Raw genomic sequence first — 19136 nt, forward strand, 5'->3', positions numbered from 1 at the left:
CGTGTACGCGGCATCCCATGCGGGTGCGTGGGCTGAGCCCGTCTGGCCATCAGTAGAAATACACGGCTGCGCTCGTCGCGCATCCGGATACCACCACCGAGGACCAGCTCCTGCCAGCCTGCTCCGGCGGCCGGCACACAGCCGACCATGAGCATCCTATCAGTCGCACCCCGCTGAGCGGCGGTCAGAGCGCCAGCGTGGCCAGCGCGGCCGCGGCGAGCGCCCGCCCGTACGCCGGGCCGTGGCCGGCGGCGTGCACGGCGAGGGGGTGCAACTGGTGCAGCGGGATGCGCTCGCGCCAGCCCGGCCGCAGCGGGCGCGCGGCGTCGTAGCCGGCCAGCACGTCGTCCAGGAACGGGAGGCCGAAGAGCGCGAGCATCCCGAGATCGGTCTCGCGGTGGCCGCCGTGCGCGGCCGGGTCGATCAGGACGGCGCCGTCGGCCGACCAGAGCACGTTGCCGTTCCAGAGGTCGCCGTGGAGGCGCGCGGGAGGCTCGCCGTCGTCGAGCTCGCCCGAGGCGACGCGCTCCACCGCCTCCCGGATGACGGGGAGCTGCGCGGCCGTGACTCCCCCGACCTCCACCGCGATGTCGAGGTACGGCTGCACACGGTCCCGCGCGTAGAAGCGGCCCCACGACGTCTCGTGGGCGATGGGCAGCGGGCGTCGGCCGATGTAGAGCGGGCCGTCCCAGCCGTCCGGCGGTGCGCCGAACGCGGCCGCCCCGGATGCGTGCGTCACGGCGAGCGCCGCGCCGAACGCCCGCGCGTCATCGGCGGTCGGCCGCGACTCGGCGATGCGCTCCAGCTCGATGCGGCCGGGCTCGACGGAGGCGACGCGGACGATGCGCGCGCCTCCTTCGCTCTCGGCCGCGGCGAGCCAGCGGAGACCCGCCGCCTCCGCCTCGAAGAACCGGTCGGGCGCGTCGGGGCGCTCCTTCAGGATCGTCTGCACCCGTTCCACGGTACCCGGCGTACGATCTGCGCATGGACGAGGGAGTCTCCCGGCGGGTGCGGCCGGTCGTCGGCGCATCGTGGCAGCGGGCCGAGCAGGCGCGGCTCGATCCCGAGCGGGTCGTCGCTCCGCTCCTCCTGGACGGTCCGGGCCTCGAGGACGCGCGCCGCTCGCATCCCATCGCCGCGGCCCTCCCCGTCATCCGCCAGTTGCTGGTGCGGGAGGCCGAGCAGGACAGCCGCGTGGTCGTCGCCGTCGGGGATGCGCGCGGCCGGTTGCTGTGGGTCGAGGGCGATCCGGAGCTGCGCCGTCAGGCTGAGGGGATGCTGTTCGTGCCGGGCGCGGCGTGGGCGGAGGGCGACGTCGGCACCTCTGCGCCGGGGACTGCCCTGGCGATCGGGGGTGGGGTGCAGATCCGCGGGGACGAGCATTTCGCGTTCGAGGTGAAGCCGTGGAGCTGCACCGCCGTGCCGGTGCGGGACCCCGAGACGGGCGAGATCATCGGGGTGCTCGACGTGACCGGAGGCGACCAGGTCGCCGCGCCGCACGTGCTGCCGATGCTGGAGGCGACCGTCGCGGCCGTCGAGCGGGAGCTGCTCATCGAGCGGCTGCGGGAGTCGAGCGCGCGCGGCCGCAGCCGTCGCGAACGGCCGCGGCCGGCCATCCCGTCGCTGCGGATCCTGGGCCGGGACACCGGCGAGCTCACCGGCACGAACGGCCGGTCGGGCACGCTGAGCAGCCGGCACAGCGAGCTGCTGACCCTGCTCGCCTGGCACCGCGAGGGCCTGTCCGCGGAGCGGCTCGCCGAGCTCGTCTACGGCGACGCCGCCAGCACCGTCACGCTGCGCGCCGAGATGGTGCGGCTGCGCCGGGTGCTCGCGTCGCTCGCTCCCGAGCTCGGTCCGCTCGCCCGCCCGTACCGGCTGGCGGCTCCGCTGGAGACGGACATCGGCGGTGTCGTCGACCTGCAGCGGCGCGGCGCGCACCGCGCGGCCGTCGCGGCGTACGGAGGCGGCCCGCTCCCCGGCTCCGCTGCGCCCGGGCTGGAGGAGCTGAGGGACGACGTCGTCGCCCGGCTGCGGGAGGCGCTGCTCGAATCGGGCTCCGCCGACCTCCTGATCGCCTGGGGCGAGACCGAGCGCGGCGCCTTCGACGACGAGATCTGGCGCGCCGCCCTGCACGCGCTGCCCCTGCACTCCCCCCGCCGCGCGCAGGTCGTCGCGCGCCTCCTCGCCCTCGAGTCCTGACCTCGCACCGACATTCGTGCCGAATGTCGTGATTGGCGAGTTCAAAGCCCACATTCGTGACGAATGTGCGGAGGGGGTGGGGCGGGTGCAACGGGATGCAACGTTGCGGTGCGTAGCGTCGGCCGCGACGGTGCGCGATGGGCGCGCGCCGCGCGAGTCAAAGGAGACTTCGATGACGTTGAGCCCCGAGCAGACCGCCGCCCAGGAGGCCCAGGAGGCCGCGAAGGAATCGCCGAGCGTCTACGCGCAGCCCGGCACCGACGGGTCCGTGGTCAGCTACGCGAACCGGTACGACCACTACATCGGCGGCCGCTACGTCGCTCCCGCCGGCGGCCAGTATTTCGAGGACATCACGCCGGTGACCGGCCGTCCGTTCACCGAGATCGCCCGCGGCACGGCCGCCGACGTGGACCGCGCCGTCGAGGCCGGCTGGGCCGCCTTCCCCTCCTGGAGCACGACCTCCGTCGCCGAGCGCGCGCTCATCCTCACCCGCATCGCCGACCGCATGGAGGCGAATCTCGAGCTGCTCGCCGTCGCCGAGACCTGGGAGAACGGCAAGCCGGTGCGCGAGACGCTCGCGGCCGACATCCCGCTCGCGATCGATCACTTCCGCTACTTCGCCGGAGCGATCCGGGCCCAGGAGGGCGGGATCAGCGAGATCGACCACGACACGATCGCCTACCACTTCCACGAGCCGCTGGGCGTGGTCGGGCAGATCATCCCGTGGAACTTCCCGATTCTGATGGCGACGTGGAAGCTCGCACCCGCGCTCGCGGCCGGCAACTGCGTCGTGCTGAAGCCGGCCGAGCAGACGCCCGCCTCCATCCACGTGTGGCTGGACCTCGTGCGCGACCTGCTCCCGGACGGCGTGCTCAACATCGTGAACGGCTTCGGCTTCGAAGCCGGCGCCCCGCTCGCCTCCCACCCGCGCATCCGCAAGGTCGCCTTCACCGGAGAGACGACCACCGGGCGCCTGATCATGCAGTACGCGAGCGAGAACCTCATCCCGGTCACGCTGGAGCTGGGCGGCAAGAGCCCGAACGTCTTCTTCGAGGACGTCGCCGCCGAGCACGACTCGTTCTACGACAAGGCCCTGGAGGGCTTCTCGTTCTTCGCGCTCAATCAGGGCGAGGTCTGCACCTGCCCGTCGCGCGCGCTCGTGCAGCGCTCGATCTACGACGGCTTCGTCGCCGACGGCCTGGAGCGCGTCAAGCGCATCAAGCAGGGCAACCCGCTCGACGTGTCGACGATGATCGGCGCGCAGGCGTCCAACGACCAGCTGGAGAAGATCCTGTCGTACATGGACATCGGCAAGCAGGAGGGCGCCAAGCTCCTCATCGGCGGCGAGCGCGCCGACCTCGGCGGCGACCTGGCCGGCGGGTACTACGTGCAGCCGACGGTCTTCGAGGGTCAGAACTCGATGCGCATCTTCCAGGAGGAGATCTTCGGGCCGGTGCTCGCGCTGACCAGCTTCAGCGACTTCGACGACGCGATCTCGATCGCCAACGACACCCTGTACGGTCTGGGCGCCGGCGTGTGGAGCCGCAGCGGCGCGCAGCTCTACCGCGCGGGCCGTGCCATCGAGGCCGGCCGCGTCTGGTCGAACACCTATCACCAGTACCCGGCGCACGCGGCCTTCGGCGGCTACAAGCAGTCCGGCATCGGGCGGGAGAACCACCGCATGATGCTCGACCACTACCAGCAGACGAAGAACCTGCTCGTCTCGTACGCCGACGGTCCCATGGGCTTCTTCTAGGAGTCGCGATGACGGACCCGCACGAGACGCGGGTGGATGTCACGGCCGCCGCAGCGGACATGCTGCGGCGGCTGGCCGCCACCCACGGACCGCTCATGTTCCACCAGTCCGGCGGCTGCTGCGACGGCTCCTCGCCGATGTGCTTCCCGGTCGGGATGTTCCGGGTGGGCGCCTCCGACGTCCACCTCGGCGATCTCGACGTCGACGGGATCGACCCGGTCAGCGTCTACATGTCGGCGTCGCAGTTCGAGTACTGGAAGTACACGCACCTGACGATCGACCTGGTCGACGGCCGCGGCAGCGGCTTCTCGGTGGAGGCGCCCGAGGGCAAGCGGTTCCTGATCCGGTCCCGGATGCTCACCGACACCGAACTCAGCGCGTTCGGGCTCGTCTGACCCGGGAGGCCGAGGCCACCAGCACGATCGCGATGCCCACGACGGTGCCGAGCGTGTTCGCCAGCAGGTCGCGCGGGTCGCTGAAGCGCGCCGGCAGGAACAGCTGCACGAATTCGATGGTGAGGGTCGCGACGACGCCGAGCGCGAGCGCGAGCCACCAGTGCTCGCGGCCGAGCAGCAGCGTCAGCAGCACGCCCATCGGTACGAACATGACGATGTTCGCGCTGAACTCGACGACGTCGTAGGTCACCCAGGCCAGCAGCGGGGTGTCGGCGAACAGCGCGAGCAGCGAGGTGAGCAGGCGGTTGCCGTGCGGGTCCGGCGGGAACGGGTTCAGCGTGATCCACGCGACCACGAGCAGATACACGGCGGTGACGGCGGCGAGGACGCGACGGGGCATCCTCCTATGCTTGCGCACATGAGCATCGCGTTCCGCATCCCGATGTCCGGTCGCTCGACGGAGGAGCGGCACCGCGTCTCCAGTCCGCTGGAGCTGCTCTTCGATCTGACGTTCGTCGTCGCGATCGCGCAGGTCGCCTCCCAGCTCGCCCACGCCGGCGAGGAGGGGCACGCGCTCGACAAGCTCGGCCCGTACCTGATGGTGTTCTTCGCCATCTGGTGGGCGTGGATGAACTTCACCTGGTTCGCCTCCGCCTACGACACCGACGACGTGCCGTACCGGCTGATGACGCTCGTGCAGATGGGCGGCGTGCTGGTGCTCGCGGCCGGAGTGCCCGCCGCGTTCGCGCAGTCGGACTTCACCGCGATCATCGTCGGCTATCTGATCATGCGACTGGCCCTCGTCGGGCAGTGGGTCAGGGCCGCGATCGAGCACGCCGACGGCCGCGCCACCGCGGTGCGGTACGCGAGCGGGGTCGCTGCGGTGCAGGTGCTGTGGGTCGCCTGGGGCTTCCTTCCGCCCGGGATGCGTCCGTGGCTCTTCCTGCTCGGCGTGGTGCTGGAGCTGTCGGTGCCGATGTGGGCGGAGCGGACCGGGATGACCTCCTGGCACCCGCACCACATCGCCGAGCGGTACGGGCTGTTCACGATCATCGTGCTCGGGGAGTCCGTCTCGGCGTCCGCCATCGGCGTGCAGAAGGGGCTGGCCGCGCACGGCGTCTCTGCCGCCCTGGTCGCCATCGCCATCGCCGGCCTGGTGCTGCTGTTCGCGCTGTGGTGGCTGTACTTCCTCGAACCCGCGGGCGAGGGGCTGTCGAGCAAGCGCGGGCGCGCCTTCTACTGGGGCTACGGCCACTACTTCGTCTTCGCCGCCCTGGCGGCGCTCGGAGCAGGACTGGAGGTGGCGGTGCAGGCGGGCGCGGAGCACCATGCCGCGTCCGACACGGCCGTGGAGTACGCGGTCGCCATCCCGGTCGCCGTGTTCCTGCTCATGCTCTACGTGCTGCACGCGCCGCTGGTGCCGGAGGTCGTCATCCGGCCGCTCAAGACTGCGGCGGCGATCGTCCTGGTGCTGGCCCTCCCCCTCGCGTCGCCGCTCATCGGCCTGGTGGGCGTCATGATCGGGATCGCCGTGGTCGCGGCCGCCCTCGTCGCGGCGACGCTCGTCGACCGGGCGATAGCCGCGCGCGCGACCACGGACGCGGCAGGCGCCGCGGACGGGGCCGCCGAGCCGACCGCATAACGCGCGGTACCGCGCGGCCCACGATCACACCCCGCGCAGAGTTCATCCCGCGTTCACACGCGCCGCGCCGATCCGGCGTACTCAGGAGACCGTAACGGGAACCTGACGGAAGGCGGACGCAGATGGATGTGCTCATCACCGTCGTGCTGGTCGTCGTGATCGCCCTCGTGTTCGATTTCACGAACGGCTTCCACGACACGGCCAACGCGATGGCGACCTCGGTGGCGACCGGGGCGCTGAAACCACGGGTGGCGGTCGCCATCTCGGCCGTGCTGAACCTCGTCGGGGCGTTCCTCTCGACCGAGGTCGCCAAGACGATCTCCGGTGGCATCATCCAGGAGGGCGGATCGGGCGTCGAGATCACGCCGACCCTGATCTTCGCGGGTCTGGTCGGCGCCGTGTTGTGGAACCTCACGACGTGGTACCTCGGCCTCCCGTCGAGCTCCACCCACGCCCTGTTCGGCGGACTCATCGGCGCCGCGATCATCGGCGGCGGGCTGAACGCCGTGAACTGGGGCGTGCTGCTGACGAAGGTCGTCATCCCGGCGCTGCTCTCCCCCGCCGTCGCCGGCCTGGTCGCGCTGCTGGCCACCTACGCGGCCTACCGCATCACCGCGAACGTGCGGGCGCACGGGGCGGAGGCGGGGTTCCGGCACGGACAGACCGTCTCGGCTTCCCTCGTCTCCCTGGCGCACGGCACGAACGACGCGCAGAAGACGATGGGCGTCATCACGCTGACCTTCATCGCGGCCGGGTACCAGAGCGCCGACTCCGGCCCCGAACTGTGGGTGATCCTGTCCTGCGGACTCGCGATCGCCCTCGGCACCTACCTCGGCGGCTGGCGCATCATGCGCACCGTCGGCAAGCGCATCACCGACGTGAAGTCCCCGCAGGGCTTCGCGGCCGAGACGAGCGCCGCCGCGACCATCCTCGTGTCGTCGCACCTCGGCTTCGCGCTCTCGACGACGCAGGTCACCTCGGGCGCCGTGGTCGGCAGCGGGCTGGGCAAGAAGCTCGCCTCCGTGCACTGGGGCATCGTCGGGCGGATCGCGACCGCCTGGGTCGTCACGCTGCCGGCCGCCGCCCTCGTGGGCGGTCTTGCGGCCTGGGTTGCGTCGACCAGCGTCATCGGGCTCATCGTGGTCGCGGTGGTCGCCCTGCTCGGCGGGCTGGGGCTCTACGCCCTGGCGCGGCGGCACCCGGTCACGCGCGAGAACGTGAACGACGTGGATGAGCAGACGCCCGACGCACGCGCCACCGCGTCGGCGGGGACGGCGGCACGATGAACGCGACACACACCCTGCACGCCGCGGACGACCCGGGAGCCGGCCAGTTCCTCGGCGTCGACTGGGGCTCGTTCGTCGTGGTACTCCTCATCGCCCTCGCCGCGACGGTGGTGATCGTCTGCTTCTACGCCCTCGCGCTCCGGCTGCTGTCGCTCGGTGCTCCCCTGGACGGCTCGGACGAGCGCTCGACGGCCCCGGCCGCCGCCGCGACGCTCCACCGGCCGCCGCTCGCCACCGTCGCGGCCGTGGTGTGCATCGCCATCTGCGTCGCTGCGGTGCTCTACGGGATCTGGCTGGTCATCCCGCAGTTCCACTAGGGGTTGTCGGGAGGGCCGTGGCGCGGGATGGTGGAGTCCGACCGACCCGAGGAGCACCATGGCTGACACGCCAGACCACGACGACGCCCGCACCGACCAGCTGACCACCGCGCCGAAGGCGACCGAGGAGGATGCCGCACCCCGCATCGAGGTCGGCGAAGGCGACGAGGGCCGCACGCGGATCGACCTCCGCGACGACTCCCCCGTGCGGCCGGGGACCGATCCCGAGCACCGCTGACCTCGCGGACGACGTCCGCACACACAGAACGGGCCGCCACCCGAAGGTGACGGCCCGTTCCGAAGAAGTTCGCGGTGTCAGCGAAGAGCTGACATCTGCGGAGACTAGCGACGCAGTCCGAGGCGCTCGATGAGCGCACGGTAGCGGTTGATGTCGATGTCCGACAGGTAGCCCAGCAGACGACGACGCTGACCGACCAGGAGAAGCAGGCCACGACGCGAGTGGTGGTCGTGCTTGTGCTCCTTGAGGTGCTCGGTGAGATCCTTGATCCGCTTGGTCAGGATCGCGACCTGGACCTCGGGGGAACCGGTGTCACCGGGGTGGGTAGCGTACTCTTCGATGATCGCCTTCTTGATATCAGCATCCAGTGCCATAGACGGGATCCCCTTCCTGTTCGTTGCGCGGTGCCCGGGGCCTGATGCCTGGGCTCTCTTTCTCCGCGGCCGTTAGACGGCAACCTGAGGAGTCTACCAGACGGTGCCGGTGTCTCAGCCCGCCGGGCGCTCCGGCTCGAGCAGCGCGAACCCGCCTCCCTGGGGGTCGGCGACGACCGCCCAGCGCCCGACGCCGGGCGCCGCGATGGGCTGCTCCAGCACCATCCCGCCCAGGGCGACGAACCGCTCCAGCGCCTCGTCGAGCTCGGCGACGGTGAAGTAGACGAGCCAGTGCGCGGTCGTACCCTCGGGGGCCTCCGTGGCGCCCGCGACGCTCGTCGTACCGACGTCGAACAACCCGTACGGGGCGTCGCCGACGCGCATCTCGCTGACGCTCACGCCCAGCACGGAGACGTAGAAGGGGAACGACCCCTCCACCCCGTGCTCGACGAGCTCCAGCCAGTCGACGGCGCCGGGCTCGTCGCGCAGCCAGGGTGAGTCATGCTCCCGCTGCCAGAGGCCGAAGACGGCACCGGCCGGGTCGGCGACGATCGCGAGCCGGACGCCGGTGCGAGGTCGCCCGGCGGAAGCAGCACCGCTCCCCCGCCGGCCGTCGCGGCCGCAGCGGACGCATCGATGTCCGCGACGGCGAAGTAGAGCGTCCACACGGAACGCTCGACACCCGCCGGCAGCGGACCGACCGCGGTGACGGGGATGCCGTGAAGGGTCGCGATGGAGTAGCCGCCGGTCTCGGCGGTGGCGTCGGGCGCATCCCACCCGAAGAAGGCGCGGTAGAACGCGACGGCGGCCGGCTGGTCGGACGACTGGAGGTCGACCCAGATCGGCGTGCCGGGCGGGAAGCTCTCGATGGTCGGCATGCGCACACGGTACCGCCGCGCGGGTGGACGTGGCGAGGCCTCGCGCGGTCCTAGAGCGGCGCGATCCCCCGGAGTAGCGTCCTGACCATGAAGGCACTGCAATATCGCGAGATCGGCTCCCGTCCCGTCGTCGTCGAGGTCCCCGATCCGGAGGTCGGGCCCGGCCAGGTCCTGCTGAAGGTCACGGCCGCCGGGGTGTGCCACTCGGACGAGTTCATCATGGGTCTCCCCGCCGAGCAGTACGTCTACGGCCTGCCCCTCACCCTCGGCCACGAGGGTGCCGGAATCGTGGAGGCCGTGGGCGCCGGCGTCACGGGTGTGCACCCCGGTGACGCGGTGGCGGTGTACGGGCCGTGGGGCTGCGGGCGCTGCCACATGTGCGCGCAGGGCAAGGAGAACTACTGCCTCAACGCCCAAGCGGAGCAGATCCGGCCGCCCGGGCTCGGAGCGCCCGGCTCGATGGCGGAGTACATGATCGTCGACAGCGAGCGCCACCTGGTGCCGCTCGACGGCCTCGACCCGGTGAAGAACGTCTCGCTCACCGACGCCGGCCTCACGCCGTACCACGCCATCAAGAACTCGCTGCCGAAGCTCGGCGCCGGCACGACCGCCGTCGTGATCGGGACGGGCGGCCTCGGCCATGTCGGCATCCAGATCCTGCGCGCGATCAGCGGAGCGACCGTGATCGCGCTCGACGTCAACCAGGAGAAGCTCGACCTCGCGACCGCCGTCGGTGCGCACCACACGTTCCTGTCGAACCCGGACGCGATCGCTTCGGTGAAGGAGCTGACGGGAGGGCGCGGCGCGGACGCGGTCTTCGACTTCGTCGGAGTGCAGCCGACGGTCGAGCTCGCCGGCGCGATGGCGGCGGCGGAGGGGGACGTCACCATCGTCGGGATCGGCGGAGGAGCACTCGCGGTCGGCTTCGGCCGCATCGCGTACGACGTGGCGGTGCGGACGCCGTACTGGGGCTCGCGCGCCGAGCTGATCGAGGTCCTGGACCTGGCGCGCTCCGGGCAGGTGGAGGTCGAGATCGAGACGTACTCGCTCGACGAGGCCCCGAAGGCGTACGAGCGCCTGCACGAGGGGAAGATCCGCGGGCGCGCGGTCATCCTCCCGAACGGCTGAGGCCGAGCCGGAAGGAACCGCGGGTCAAAACCCGCGCAGCAGCTCGTCGAGGGCGGCCACCGCGATCGCAGCGGGGTCGCCCTCGTCGTTGCGCGCCCACCAGATCAGCGCCGAGAAGTTGGCGGAGCCGAGGGCGCCCGCGAGCACCTGCACCCGGAGGCCGTCGACGGGCTCCCCGAGTCGCCGGGCGAGGAAGGCCGCGACCATCCCCTGGTCGGCGCTCAGCCGCGCGAGGCCGAACGCGATGAGCGCCGGGTCGGAGCCGAGCAGGCGCAGTCGCCGGCGGGTCGCCTCCACGGCGTCGGGGGCGAGGTCGAGGGAGGCGGTGATGGCGCGGGCCAGCGCATCCCGTACCGGCTCGTCGTCGGGCGCCGTCTCGAGCACGGCGTTCATCCGCTCGACGACCGGCTCCATCCCGCCCCACACCAGGGCGGGCTTGCTCGGGAAGTAGCGGAAGAGGGTGCGCCGGCCGATGCCCGCGAGCTCGGCGATGTCGTCCATGGTCGTCGCCTCGTAGCCGTGCTCGTCGAAGTGCCGCAGCGCGAGGAGCGCGACGCTCTCCGGGTCGACGTCGACGGGACGCCCGCGGCGGCGGGGAGCGGGATCGGCTGTCGGCGAACTCATGGGTTCCATTATGGCACCGAGTGCTATAAATAGGTCGACGCCCGGTGCGGGCGTCGACAGGTTCCGTCGAGGAAGACCCGAGGAGAGAACACCATGAGCACCACCACGCCCGGCCGTTTCGCCGGCAAGACCGCCATCGTCACGGGAGCCGGCTCCGGCATCGGCAAGGCCACCGCGCTGCGCCTCGCCTCCGAGGGCGCCCGCGTCATCGGCAGCGACATCTCGGCCGAGCGGCTCGCCGCGCTGGTCGACGAGAACCCCGGCCTCGAGATCGCCACCGTGGCGGGCGACGTCTCCAGCGAGGAGACCATCGCGAAACTGCTGGAGGCCGCGGGCGGGCGGGTCGACGCCCTCGCGAACGTCGCCGGCATCATGGACGGCTTCCTGCCGCCAGCCGAGGTCGACGACGCCACCTGGGACCGCGTGTTCACCGTCAACGTGACCGCGATCATGCGCCTCAGCCGCGCCGTCCTGCCGCTCATGGTCGAGGCCGGCTCCGGCTCGATCGTGAACGTCTCGTCCGAGGCGGGCCTCCGCGGCTCCGCCGCCGGCGCGGCGTACACCGCCTCCAAGCACGCCGTCATCGGCCTCACCAAGAGCACCAGCGTGTTCTACGCACCGAAGGGCGTGCGTGCGAACGCCGTCGCCCCCGGCGGCGTCGCGACCAACGTCGAGGGCACCATGCGCTCCGCGTGGGCCGGCGAGCGCCTCGGACCGCTGCTGCAGACGGTCGTCCCGCCGGTCGCGCAGGCGGAGCAGCTCGCCGCCTCCATCACCTGGCTGCTGAGCGACGACTCGGCCAACGTCACCGGCGCGGTGCTCGCCTCGGACGGCGGCTGGTCCGCGATCTGATCCCGGGGCCGGGCGCCCGGAGTCCGGACGCGCGGCTCACGGCCGCGGCTGCTCGCGCGACACCGCGTCGGCGAGCAGCCGCAGGCCGTCCGGGATGTCCTCGGCGGCGATCGCCCCGAACCCCAGCAGCAGTCCCTCTCTCCGCTCGCCCGCGCTGAACCGCGGGAGCGGCTGCACGGCGACGCCCGCCGTCGCAGCACGGGCCGCGATCCGGTCGGAGTCGAAGCCCGGGCCGCTCGGGCGCAGCGCGAGATGGAGGCCGGCCACGGACGGCACCACGACGAGGTGCTCCCCCAGCAGGCGCCCCGCCTCCTCGACCACGATCCGCTGCCTCCCCTCGTAGACCCGGGTCGCCTGGCGCACGTGCCGCGCGAATCCGCCGGAATCGAGGAAGCGCGCCATGGCGTGCTGCGAGACCGGCTCGCCGTGCCAATCGGTCAGGCGCTTCGCGTCGCGCAGGGCCGGGAGCAGCGAGGGCGGCGCCACGAGGAACCCGAGCCGGAGGGTCGCGAGCATCGTCTTCGAGAACGTGCCGACGTAGACCACGCGGCCGTCCGCGTCGAGACGCTGCAGCGGATCGAGCGGCCGCGAACGGAAGCGGTACTCGCTGTCGTAGTCGTCCTCGACGATCACCGCGTCGTGCCGTGCGGCCCACTCCAGCAGCGCGACGCGGCGCTCGATCGGGAGCACACCACCCAGCGGGAACTGGTGCGACGGCGTCACGTAGACCAGGCGCGCCGGGGGCAGGAGGTCCACCCGCAGCCCGTCGTCGTCCACGGGCACCGGCACGACTCGCGCGCCCATCGTCTCGAACAGCTGCCGCACCGGAGGGTAGCCGGGATCCTCGACCGCGACGGTGTCTCCGGGCCGGAGCACGACCCTTCCGATCAGGTCGAATGCCTGCTGCGCGCCGCTGGTCACCAGCACGTCGTCAGGATCTGCGACGACCGAGCGAGCCAGCCCCAGGTGCCGCGCGATGCCGGAGCGGAGCCGCTCGACCCCGGCGGGGTCGCCGTAGTGCGCCGTGCGCAGGAGCCGCCCGCGCAGTTCGGCGTCGACGTAGCGCCGCCAGTCCGCGAGCGGGAAGAGCGCGGGGTCGGGGGTCCCCACCCCGAAGTCGTAGGCGACGGGATGGGGTTCGCTCCAGAGCGGGTCGTCGCGCCCACGCCAGGCCGGAGCCGGGTGGGCGGCTCCCGGGGTGGACCGACGGATGCCCGGAGCACCCGTGACCGCCGCCACGAAGGTCCCGGACCCGACGCGGGAGACGAGGTACCCCTCCGCCGTGAGACGCTCATACGCCGTGGTCACCGTCGCGCGGGCGACCTCCAGCCGCGCGGCGAGCTGCCGCGTCGGGGGCACGCGCTCCCCCGGGCGCAGGCGGCCGTCGAGGACGGCGTCGCGGAGGGCGCGGTAGATCCGGTCGGCGCGGTCGCCCCGTCCCTCCAGCGCCACGTGCAGTTCCATCGCGCCTCCAGGAGTCGGTCTGTCGGAAATCGGTCTGTTCGCAATCGCTCAAATTGGAACTTACACCGAACCAATGCCGCTCCTAGCGTGGAGGCATGACAGAACGGATCCAGATCTCCTCCCTCGCCCGAGAGGGCTACCGCGCGGTCGTCGCGCTCGACAGCTACGTCGGCGAGCACGTCGAGGCACCGCTCGGCGACCTCATCAAGCTGCGCGCCTCGCAGCTCAACGGCTGCACCTTCTGCGTCGACATGCACTCGGTCGACCTGCAGGGCGGCGGCTACCCGCTCCGCAAGGTGTTCGCGGTCTCCGCCTGGCGCGAGTCGACGTGGTTCACGGAGCGCGAGCGGACCGCCCTGGAGCTGACGGAGGCCGTGACTTTGATCCACGACGGCGGCGTCTCCGACGAGCTCTACGACCGGGCGCTGGCCGAGTTCGGCGACGAAGCGCTCGCGAATCTGATCCTCGCGATCGGCACCATCAACATCTGGAACCGCATCGCCGTCCCGACCCACATGCGGCCGCCGGCGCTCTGAGTCGTCCGATCGATCCCACGCCCCCGAACGACGAAGCGCTCCCTGCGGCCATGCCGAGGGAGCGCTTCGTGCCGTGCGGTCGGATCAGCTGACGCCGAGCAGGTCGATGACGAAGATGAGGGTCTTGCCCGAGAGCGGGTGACCGCCGCCGGCCGGGCCGTACGCGAGCGCCGGCGGGACGGTGAGCTTGCGGCGACCGCCGACCTTCATGCCCGGGATGCCCTCCTGCCAGCCCTTGATGAGGTTGTTGAGCGGGAAGTTGATGGACTGCCCGCGGCTCCACGAGGAGTCGAACTCCTCGCCGGTCTCGTACTCCACGCCGAGGTAGTGCACGTCGACCTTGGCGCCGGGCGTCGCCTCGGCGCCGGTGCCCTCGACGATGTCGACGATCTCGAGCGTCGCCGGAGCCGGGCCCTCGGGCGCGTCGACTTCGGGCTTCTGGTTGGTGTTCTCTGCCATGTGCTCCATCCAACCGGTGACGGGGCACCGCGTCAAAGCCCGTTCGCTCTGCGCGCAGTCGGCCTGCTCGCGAGAAAGGTCTTGCGGTTCTCGCCGTGGAGGGGCACCCTAGTCGTATAACTCGACGTCCCGGGAGCGTTGCAGGCATCGCCGCACCACCGGGCGTCGAGTCTGTTAACGGCCCTGTCTCTGTCGACGGCCCTGTCGAGCTCGGCCCTAGCCGAACACCTTGCCGGGGTTGAGGATGCCGAGCGGGTCGAAGACCGACTTGAGCTTCACCTGGAGCTCGTACGAGTCCGGGCCCAGTTCGTCGGCCAGCCAGCGCCGCTTCAGCACGCCCACGCCGTGCTCGCCCGTCAGCGTGCCGCCGAGCTCGACGGCCGTGCGGAACAGGTCGCCCGCGGCCTCCCAGACCGCTGCCGGCGCCTCCTCCCCCTCGTAGACGAAGTTCGGGTGGAGGTTGCCGTCGCCGGCGTGCGCGACCGTCGGGATCGGGATGCCGTACCGCTGCGAGATGCTCTCGATGGCTGCGAACATCTCGGGCATGCGCGAGCGCGGCACCGCGACGTCCTCGATGAGCACCTCGCCGCCCGCGGCGAGCGCCGGATGGAAGGCGCGGCGGATGGCCAGCAGCCGCTCGCCCTCCGCGGTGTCGGCGGCGACGCTCACCGTGCCGCCGTTCTCAGCGATCAGGGCGCCGGCGGCCGTCGCATCGGCGCCCGCCGACGGGCCGTCGAACTGCACGAGGAGGAAGCTGCCGCCGCCCGTCGTGCCGAAGGCGTCGGCGATCGTCTGCTCGCCGAGGTACGCGGAGATGCGTTCGAGCGCCGGGCCGTCGATCAGCTCCATCACCGCCGGGCGCAGTCGGGCCGCGGAGACCCGGGCGGCCGCCGCGGCCGCGGTGCGGACGTCCGGGAAGATCGCCCCGAGGGTCCGCGGCTCCCCCGCCGGGATCGGGAGCAGGCGCACGGTCGCCCCGACGATGACGCCGAGCGTGCCCTCCGAGCCGACGAAAAGGGCCGTGAGGTCGAACCCCGTCACGCCCTTCACCGTCCGGTGGCCCGTCCGGATGAGCCGGCCGTCGGCCAGTACGACGTCGAGCGCCAGCACCGCCTCCCGGGTCACGCCGTACTTCGCACAGAGCAGGCCGCCCGCGTTGGTGGCGATGTTGCCGCCGATGGTCGAGATCGCCCGACTCGCCGGGTCGGGGGCGAAGAACAGCCCGTACGGCTCGAGGGCATCGTTCAGGTCGGAGTTCACGACGCCGGGCTCGATCACGGCGAGCTGGTCCTCGGCGGAGATCTCGACGATGCGGTCCATCCCCGCGACCGAGAGCACGATCGCGCCGTCCGTGCCGTTGGCGCCGCCGGCCAGCCCCGTCCCGGCACCGCGCGGGACGACCGGGAGGCGGAACTCGTTCGCCGCGCGCAGGGTCGCCTGAACGTGCTCCACCCGGGTCGCGTTCACGAGCGCGAGCGGCGCTCCGTCGGCGATCCAGCCGGAGCGGTCGGTGCGCACCGCGTCGAGGAGCACGGGATCCGTCGTGAGAACACCCGCCGCGATCGCCTCGTCGCCGAGGGCCGCGGTCAGCCAGTCGAGTACGTCCATCCGCCCAGGCTAGCGACGGCGGCGGGTGCGGCCGATCACTCATGTCCGTTTTCCGCTATCCGATGTCGGCGGCCCGTGTCAGGCTGGGGCCATGGCACGCACCACCGGCCCCACCTCCAACCCCCTCGAGGATCCCGTCTTCGCCGAGCGCTACCGCGCGATGAACGCGCGCGACACCCGATTCGACGGCCAGTTCATCACCGGCGTCCACTCCACCGGCATCTACTGCCGCCCCAGCTGCCCCGCCGTCAGTCCGAAGCCGGGCAACGTGACCTTCTACCTCACCGCGGCCGCCGCACACGAGGCCGGGCTGCGCGCGTGCAAGCGCTGCCTCCCCGACGCCGTGCCCGGCTCACCGGAATGGAATATGCGCGACGACCTCGCGGCCCGCGCCATGCGCCTGATCTCCGACGGCACAGTGGAGCGGGAGGGCGTCCCCGGCCTCGCGCACCGGCTCGGCTACACGCCGCGCCACCTCGGGCGCGTGCTCACGGCCGAGCTCGGCGCGGGACCGCTCGCCCTGGCCCGGGCGCATCGCGCGCAGACGGCGCGGCTGCTCCTGACCGGCACCGACCTCCCGATCACCGATGTGGCGTTCGCCGCGGGATTCACCAGCGTCCGCCAGTTCAACGAGACGATCGCCGAGATCTACCGCACCACGCCGGGCGGCATCCGCGCGGCGGCCCGCCGCCCGGCAGCAGCAGCCCAGACCGAGGCGGGCGCGGCGACGCTGAGCCTGCGGCTCCCGGCCCGCGCGCCGTTCGACGGCGCCTCCCTCCTCGCCTTCCTCTCGGCACGGTCGGTCGCGGGGATGGAGTCGGGAGGCGACACCTCCTACTCCCGCGCGCTGCGCCTCCCGCATGGCCCGGCCGTCGTGCGCCTCACCCTCATCGGCACCGCCGAGGCACCGGCCGTCCAGTGCGATGCGACCCTCGCCGACGTCACCGACCTGGCTCCGCTGGTGGCCCGGGTGCGGCGTCTGCTCGACCTCGACGCCGACGCCGCCGCGATCGACGCTGCCCTCTCGGCGGATCCGGCTCTCGCCGCGAGCGTCCGCTCCGCCCCAGGCCTGCGCGTGCCCGGCGCGGTCGATGCCGAGGAGATCGTCTTCCGCGCCCTCATCGGCCAGCAGGTCTCGGTGCCGGCCGCCCGCACCGCGCTGACCCGGCTCACCGACGCGCTCGGCGAGCCCATCGATCTCGGCGGCTTCACCCGGCTCTTCCCCACCGCCGCCGCGATCGCCGAGCGCGGCCACGAGGTGCTGCGCGGTCCGGCGCGCCGAGTGGAGGCGATCATCGGCGTCGCGCGCGCCCTCGCGGACGGCTCGCTACACGTCGACGTCGGCGAGTCCCGCGACGATTTGGAGGCGCGCCTCCTCGCCCTGCCCGGCATCGGCCCGTGGACCGCCGGCTACATCGCACTGCGCGTGCTCGGCAGCCCGGACATCCTGCTCACCGGCGATCTCGCGCTGCGACAGGGCGCCGCCCGGCTCGGCCTGCCCGGCGAGGCACGTGCCCTCGCGGCGTACGGCGCCCGCTGGGCCCCGTGGCGCAGCTACGCCGGAATGCACCTCTGGCGGTCGAGCAAAGCGTAGGATCGCATCACAACCGGTCGGACGAGGTGGGAGGGGTGACGCCAGAAGTGCCCACGATCACCGTCGTCATCCCGGCCCTCGACGACGCGGAGATGCTCCGGCGCAGCCTCGGCGACCTCGCGACGCAGCTGCGTCCGGCCGACGAGATCATCGTCGTCGACAACGGCAGCAGCGACGACACGGCGGCCGTGGCCCGCGCCGCCGGCGCCCGCGTCCTGGAGCAGCCCGTCCGCGGCATCTGGCCCGCGGCCGCCACCGGCTACGACGCGGCCACCGGCGACATCATCGCCCGCATCGACGCCGACTCCCGCCCTCCCGTCGACTGGCTCCTGCACATCGAGGCCGAGTTCGTGGACGCCCCCGAGATCGGCGTGCTCACCGGCCCGGGCGTCTTCTACGACGGCAACCCGTTCGTCGCCGGACTCGGCCAGGTGCTCTACATCGGCGGCTACTTCTGGTCGATGGAGATCTGGCTCGGGCATCCCCCGATCTTCGGCTCCAACTTCGCCATGCGCCGGGAGGTCTGGGCCGACGCGCGCAGCCGCGTCCACCGCGACCTCCGCGAGGTGCACGACGACCTCGATCTCGCGTTCCACCTCGACCCGGGCGTGATCGTGCGCTACGACGAGCGGCTCACGGTCGGGATCTCGGCGCGCCCGTTCTCGACCTGGCACGGCTTCGGCCGGCGGCTCTCCTGGGCGTTCGGGACGCTGTGGATGCACCTGCCGGAGGAGTCGCCGTGGCGGCGCCGCGCGGCCCGCCGCCGCTGGCGCGAGGAGCACGCGGAGGACGCGACCGGCGCGGTGGCCTGAACGCTCTCTCACGTTCGACACCGCGTCGACCGGACAGCCTTCGAACCGACTGCCTGTCGAGTACCGCGGCCCCCGCCTCCCCGATAGGTTGGAGGGTGTGAGATTCTCGCACCTCAGCACCACCCCCGACGCGGCGCCGCGCCTGGCCGCCGTCGTGGCCGACGGCGCCCTCTTCCTCGACGAGGTCATGCCCGACGCCCCGCGCGACCTCCAGGACCTCATCGAACGCGGGGAGGGCGCCCTCGAGCAGGTGCGCTCCATCGTCGACGAAACGGTCGCGACCGGTCGTCCGCTCGCCCCGGTGGCGGAGCTGCGGCACGCCTCGGCCGTGCTGCGGCCCCCGCAGGTCATCGCGATCGGCGCCAACTACGCGGCCCACGCCTCGGAGCTCAAGCTGCGCAGCGAGAAGGCGGCGACCGTGTTCTCGCTCTGGCCGAACTCGCTCGCCGGGCACGGCGGCACCACCTCCTGGCCCGAAGACCTCACCACGCAGGTCGACTACGAGGCCGAGCTCGGCGTGATCATCGGGCGCCCGGCGCGCAACGTCTCCGCCCGCGACGCCCTCGACTACGTGTGGGGGTACACCGTGGTCAACGACATCACGGCGCGCGACCTCCAGTTCTCCGAGGCGCAGTGGTCGCGCTGCAAGTCGTTCGACGGCTTCACCCCCAACGGGCCCGTCGTCGTCACCGCCGACGAGGTCGCCGACCCGCAGGATCTGTGGCTCACCACCAATGTCGACGGCACCATCCTGCAGGACGCGTCGACGGCCGACATGGTGCGCTCGGTGGCGCAGATCATCGAGTTCCTCTCGCACTCCGCGACCATCCAGCCGGGCACGCTGATCTCGACCGGCAGCCCGGGCGGCGCCGGCTACTCGCGCACTCCCCCGGTGTTCCTCCGCGACAAGTCCACCGTGACCGTCTCCATCGGCGGGATCGGCTACCTGACGACCTACTGCCGCGTCACGTGAC

The 19136-nt window shown here is 72.2% G+C and carries 22 protein-coding genes; 13 read left to right on the forward strand and 9 right to left on the reverse strand.

What is annotated here, in order from left to right; all coding sequences use genetic code 11:
• Positions 1 to 184: 184 nt before the first annotated feature.
• Positions 185 to 943: a fructosamine kinase family protein gene (locus HNR14_RS00605; RefSeq protein WP_425485046.1), complete on the reverse strand. Its 759-nt coding sequence runs from the start codon at positions 941 to 943 to the stop codon at positions 185 to 187.
• A 41-nt stretch (positions 944 to 984) separates the two neighbouring features.
• On the opposite strand from HNR14_RS00605, the gene HNR14_RS00610 reads away from it, so the two are divergent.
• The 3 genes from HNR14_RS00610 to HNR14_RS00620 all read left to right on the forward strand — a co-directional run bounded on the left by HNR14_RS00610 (position 985) and on the right by HNR14_RS00620 (position 4350).
• Positions 985 to 2199: a GAF domain-containing protein gene (locus tag HNR14_RS00610; protein WP_246311495.1), complete on the forward strand. Its 1215-nt coding sequence runs from the start codon at positions 985 to 987 to the stop codon at positions 2197 to 2199.
• A 172-nt stretch (positions 2200 to 2371) separates the two neighbouring features.
• Positions 2372 to 3955, forward strand: coding sequence for an acetaldehyde dehydrogenase ExaC (gene exaC, locus HNR14_RS00615; RefSeq protein ID WP_179699361.1), 1584 nt, complete (start codon positions 2372 to 2374; stop codon positions 3953 to 3955).
• 8 nt (positions 3956 to 3963) lie between these two features.
• A complete protein-coding gene (locus HNR14_RS00620; protein ID WP_021758809.1) occupies positions 3964 to 4350 on the forward strand; it encodes a DUF779 domain-containing protein in 387 nt (128 codons plus the stop codon).
• Here HNR14_RS00620 and HNR14_RS00625 read toward each other — a convergent pair.
• The gene (locus HNR14_RS00625; protein WP_179699362.1) at positions 4328 to 4750 is read right to left on the reverse strand and encodes a VanZ family protein; all 423 of its coding nucleotides are present in this window, start codon (positions 4748 to 4750) and stop codon (positions 4328 to 4330) included. The genes HNR14_RS00620 and HNR14_RS00625 overlap by 23 nt on opposite strands.
• An 18-nt stretch (positions 4751 to 4768) precedes the next feature.
• On the opposite strand from HNR14_RS00625, the gene HNR14_RS00630 reads away from it, so the two are divergent.
• The 4 genes from HNR14_RS00630 (at position 4769) to HNR14_RS00645 (ending at position 7833) form a co-directional block, all read left to right on the forward strand.
• Positions 4769 to 5992: a low temperature requirement protein A gene (locus HNR14_RS00630; RefSeq protein WP_246311496.1), complete on the forward strand. Its 1224-nt coding sequence runs from the start codon at positions 4769 to 4771 to the stop codon at positions 5990 to 5992.
• 122 nt (positions 5993 to 6114) lie between these two features.
• Positions 6115 to 7278, forward strand: coding sequence for an inorganic phosphate transporter (locus HNR14_RS00635; protein ID WP_179699364.1), 1164 nt, complete (start codon positions 6115 to 6117; stop codon positions 7276 to 7278).
• A complete protein-coding gene (locus HNR14_RS00640) occupies positions 7275 to 7595 on the forward strand; it encodes a hypothetical protein (RefSeq protein ID WP_179699365.1) in 321 nt (106 codons plus the stop codon). Before HNR14_RS00635 ends, HNR14_RS00640 begins: the two co-directional genes overlap by 4 nt.
• Before the next feature lie 58 nt (positions 7596 to 7653).
• A complete protein-coding gene (locus HNR14_RS00645) occupies positions 7654 to 7833 on the forward strand; it encodes a multidrug transporter (protein WP_179699366.1) in 180 nt (59 codons plus the stop codon).
• Positions 7834 to 7937: 104 nt separating this feature from the next.
• On the opposite strand, the gene rpsO is transcribed toward HNR14_RS00645, so the two are convergent.
• From rpsO to HNR14_RS20685, 3 genes are all read right to left on the reverse strand, one after another.
• On the reverse strand, positions 7938 to 8207 hold the full coding sequence (gene rpsO, locus HNR14_RS00650) for a 30S ribosomal protein S15 (protein WP_021758795.1): 270 nt from the start codon (positions 8205 to 8207) through the stop codon (positions 7938 to 7940).
• A gap of 114 nt (positions 8208 to 8321) precedes the next feature.
• Positions 8322 to 8645, reverse strand: a complete 324-nt coding sequence (locus HNR14_RS20680; protein WP_343064377.1) for a VOC family protein — start codon at positions 8643 to 8645, stop codon at positions 8322 to 8324.
• Positions 8603 to 9085, reverse strand: coding sequence for a VOC family protein (locus HNR14_RS20685; RefSeq protein ID WP_246311497.1), 483 nt, complete (start codon positions 9083 to 9085; stop codon positions 8603 to 8605). Before HNR14_RS20685 ends, HNR14_RS20680 begins: the two co-directional genes overlap by 43 nt.
• 87 nt (positions 9086 to 9172) lie before the next feature.
• Between HNR14_RS20685 and HNR14_RS00660 the strand changes: the two genes are divergently transcribed.
• Positions 9173 to 10213 carry an NAD(P)-dependent alcohol dehydrogenase gene (locus HNR14_RS00660; protein WP_179699367.1) on the forward strand — a complete coding sequence of 347 codons (1041 nt, stop codon included), beginning with the start codon at positions 9173 to 9175 and terminating at the stop codon, positions 10211 to 10213.
• A 24-nt stretch (positions 10214 to 10237) separates the two neighbouring features.
• Here the strand turns inward: HNR14_RS00660 and HNR14_RS00665 are convergent, their stop codons facing one another.
• Entirely contained in the window at positions 10238 to 10837 is a 600-nt protein-coding gene (locus HNR14_RS00665) for an acyl-CoA-like ligand-binding transcription factor (RefSeq protein WP_179699368.1), read from the reverse strand.
• 93 nt (positions 10838 to 10930) lie between these two features.
• Here HNR14_RS00665 and HNR14_RS00670 point away from each other — a divergent pair, with 93 nt between their 5' ends.
• Entirely contained in the window at positions 10931 to 11689 is a 759-nt protein-coding gene (locus tag HNR14_RS00670) for an SDR family NAD(P)-dependent oxidoreductase (RefSeq protein WP_179699369.1), read from the forward strand.
• A 36-nt stretch (positions 11690 to 11725) separates the two neighbouring features.
• Here the strand turns inward: HNR14_RS00670 and pdxR are convergent, their stop codons facing one another.
• Entirely contained in the window at positions 11726 to 13153 is a 1428-nt protein-coding gene (gene pdxR / locus HNR14_RS00675; RefSeq protein ID WP_179699370.1) for a MocR-like pyridoxine biosynthesis transcription factor PdxR, read from the reverse strand.
• A gap of 95 nt (positions 13154 to 13248) precedes the next feature.
• Here pdxR and HNR14_RS00680 point away from each other — a divergent pair, with 95 nt between their 5' ends.
• Positions 13249 to 13689, forward strand: a complete 441-nt coding sequence (locus tag HNR14_RS00680) for a carboxymuconolactone decarboxylase family protein (RefSeq protein ID WP_179699371.1) — start codon at positions 13249 to 13251, stop codon at positions 13687 to 13689.
• 84 nt (positions 13690 to 13773) lie between these two features.
• Here HNR14_RS00680 and HNR14_RS00685 read toward each other — a convergent pair whose 3' ends face one another.
• Both HNR14_RS00685 and HNR14_RS00690 read right to left on the reverse strand, forming a co-directional pair.
• Positions 13774 to 14148, reverse strand: a complete 375-nt coding sequence (locus tag HNR14_RS00685) for an FKBP-type peptidyl-prolyl cis-trans isomerase (protein ID WP_039921815.1) — start codon at positions 14146 to 14148, stop codon at positions 13774 to 13776.
• 216 nt (positions 14149 to 14364) lie between these two features.
• On the reverse strand, positions 14365 to 15756 hold the full coding sequence (locus HNR14_RS00690; protein ID WP_179699372.1) for an FAD-binding oxidoreductase: 1392 nt from the start codon (positions 15754 to 15756) through the stop codon (positions 14365 to 14367).
• Between the two features lie 91 nt (positions 15757 to 15847).
• On the opposite strand from HNR14_RS00690, the gene HNR14_RS00695 reads away from it, so the two are divergent.
• The 3 genes from HNR14_RS00695 (at position 15848) to HNR14_RS00705 (ending at position 19135) form a co-directional block, all read left to right on the forward strand.
• Entirely contained in the window at positions 15848 to 17350 is a 1503-nt protein-coding gene (locus HNR14_RS00695) for an AlkA N-terminal domain-containing protein (protein ID WP_179699373.1), read from the forward strand.
• Positions 17351 to 17385: 35 nt separating this feature from the next.
• Positions 17386 to 18162, forward strand: a complete 777-nt coding sequence (locus HNR14_RS00700) for a glycosyltransferase family 2 protein (RefSeq protein ID WP_343064378.1) — start codon at positions 17386 to 17388, stop codon at positions 18160 to 18162.
• 97 nt (positions 18163 to 18259) lie between these two features.
• Positions 18260 to 19135: a fumarylacetoacetate hydrolase family protein gene (locus HNR14_RS00705; RefSeq protein WP_179699374.1), complete on the forward strand. Its 876-nt coding sequence runs from the start codon at positions 18260 to 18262 to the stop codon at positions 19133 to 19135.
• Position 19136 lies beyond the last annotated feature (1 nt).

Origin of the sequence: Leifsonia naganoensis (assembly GCF_013410615.1) — a bacterium.
Taxonomy (GTDB): Bacteria; Actinomycetota; Actinomycetes; order Actinomycetales; family Microbacteriaceae; genus Leifsonia; species Leifsonia aquatica.

Excerpts from the sequence above, each read along its gene's own strand:
- rpsO (WP_021758795.1), bottom strand. The coding sequence starts at position 8,207 with ATGGCACTGGATGCTGATATCAAGAAGGCGATCATCGAAGAGTACGCT.
- HNR14_RS20685 (WP_246311497.1), bottom strand. The coding sequence starts at position 9,085 with ATGCCGACCATCGAGAGCTTCCCGCCCGGCACGCCGATCTGGGTCGAC.
- HNR14_RS00665 (WP_179699368.1), bottom strand. The coding sequence starts at position 10,837 with ATGAGTTCGCCGACAGCCGATCCCGCTCCCCGCCGCCGCGGGCGTCCC.
- HNR14_RS00635 (WP_179699364.1), top strand. The coding sequence starts at position 6,115 with ATGGATGTGCTCATCACCGTCGTGCTGGTCGTCGTGATCGCCCTCGTG.
- HNR14_RS00625 (WP_179699362.1), bottom strand. The coding sequence starts at position 4,750 with ATGCCCCGTCGCGTCCTCGCCGCCGTCACCGCCGTGTATCTGCTCGTG.
- HNR14_RS00620 (WP_021758809.1), top strand. The coding sequence starts at position 3,964 with ATGACGGACCCGCACGAGACGCGGGTGGATGTCACGGCCGCCGCAGCG.
- HNR14_RS00670 (WP_179699369.1), top strand. The coding sequence starts at position 10,931 with ATGAGCACCACCACGCCCGGCCGTTTCGCCGGCAAGACCGCCATCGTC.
- HNR14_RS00660 (WP_179699367.1), top strand. The coding sequence starts at position 9,173 with ATGAAGGCACTGCAATATCGCGAGATCGGCTCCCGTCCCGTCGTCGTC.
- HNR14_RS00610 (WP_246311495.1), top strand. The coding sequence starts at position 985 with ATGGACGAGGGAGTCTCCCGGCGGGTGCGGCCGGTCGTCGGCGCATCG.
- pdxR (WP_179699370.1), bottom strand. The coding sequence starts at position 13,153 with ATGGAACTGCACGTGGCGCTGGAGGGACGGGGCGACCGCGCCGACCGG.
- HNR14_RS00640 (WP_179699365.1), top strand. The coding sequence starts at position 7,275 with ATGAACGCGACACACACCCTGCACGCCGCGGACGACCCGGGAGCCGGC.
- exaC (WP_179699361.1), top strand. The coding sequence starts at position 2,372 with ATGACGTTGAGCCCCGAGCAGACCGCCGCCCAGGAGGCCCAGGAGGCC.
- HNR14_RS00630 (WP_246311496.1), top strand. The coding sequence starts at position 4,769 with ATGAGCATCGCGTTCCGCATCCCGATGTCCGGTCGCTCGACGGAGGAG.
- HNR14_RS00690 (WP_179699372.1), bottom strand. The coding sequence starts at position 15,756 with ATGGACGTACTCGACTGGCTGACCGCGGCCCTCGGCGACGAGGCGATC.
- HNR14_RS00685 (WP_039921815.1), bottom strand. The coding sequence starts at position 14,148 with ATGGCAGAGAACACCAACCAGAAGCCCGAAGTCGACGCGCCCGAGGGC.
- HNR14_RS00680 (WP_179699371.1), top strand. The coding sequence starts at position 13,249 with ATGACAGAACGGATCCAGATCTCCTCCCTCGCCCGAGAGGGCTACCGC.
- HNR14_RS00645 (WP_179699366.1), top strand. The coding sequence starts at position 7,654 with ATGGCTGACACGCCAGACCACGACGACGCCCGCACCGACCAGCTGACC.
- HNR14_RS00695 (WP_179699373.1), top strand. The coding sequence starts at position 15,848 with ATGGCACGCACCACCGGCCCCACCTCCAACCCCCTCGAGGATCCCGTC.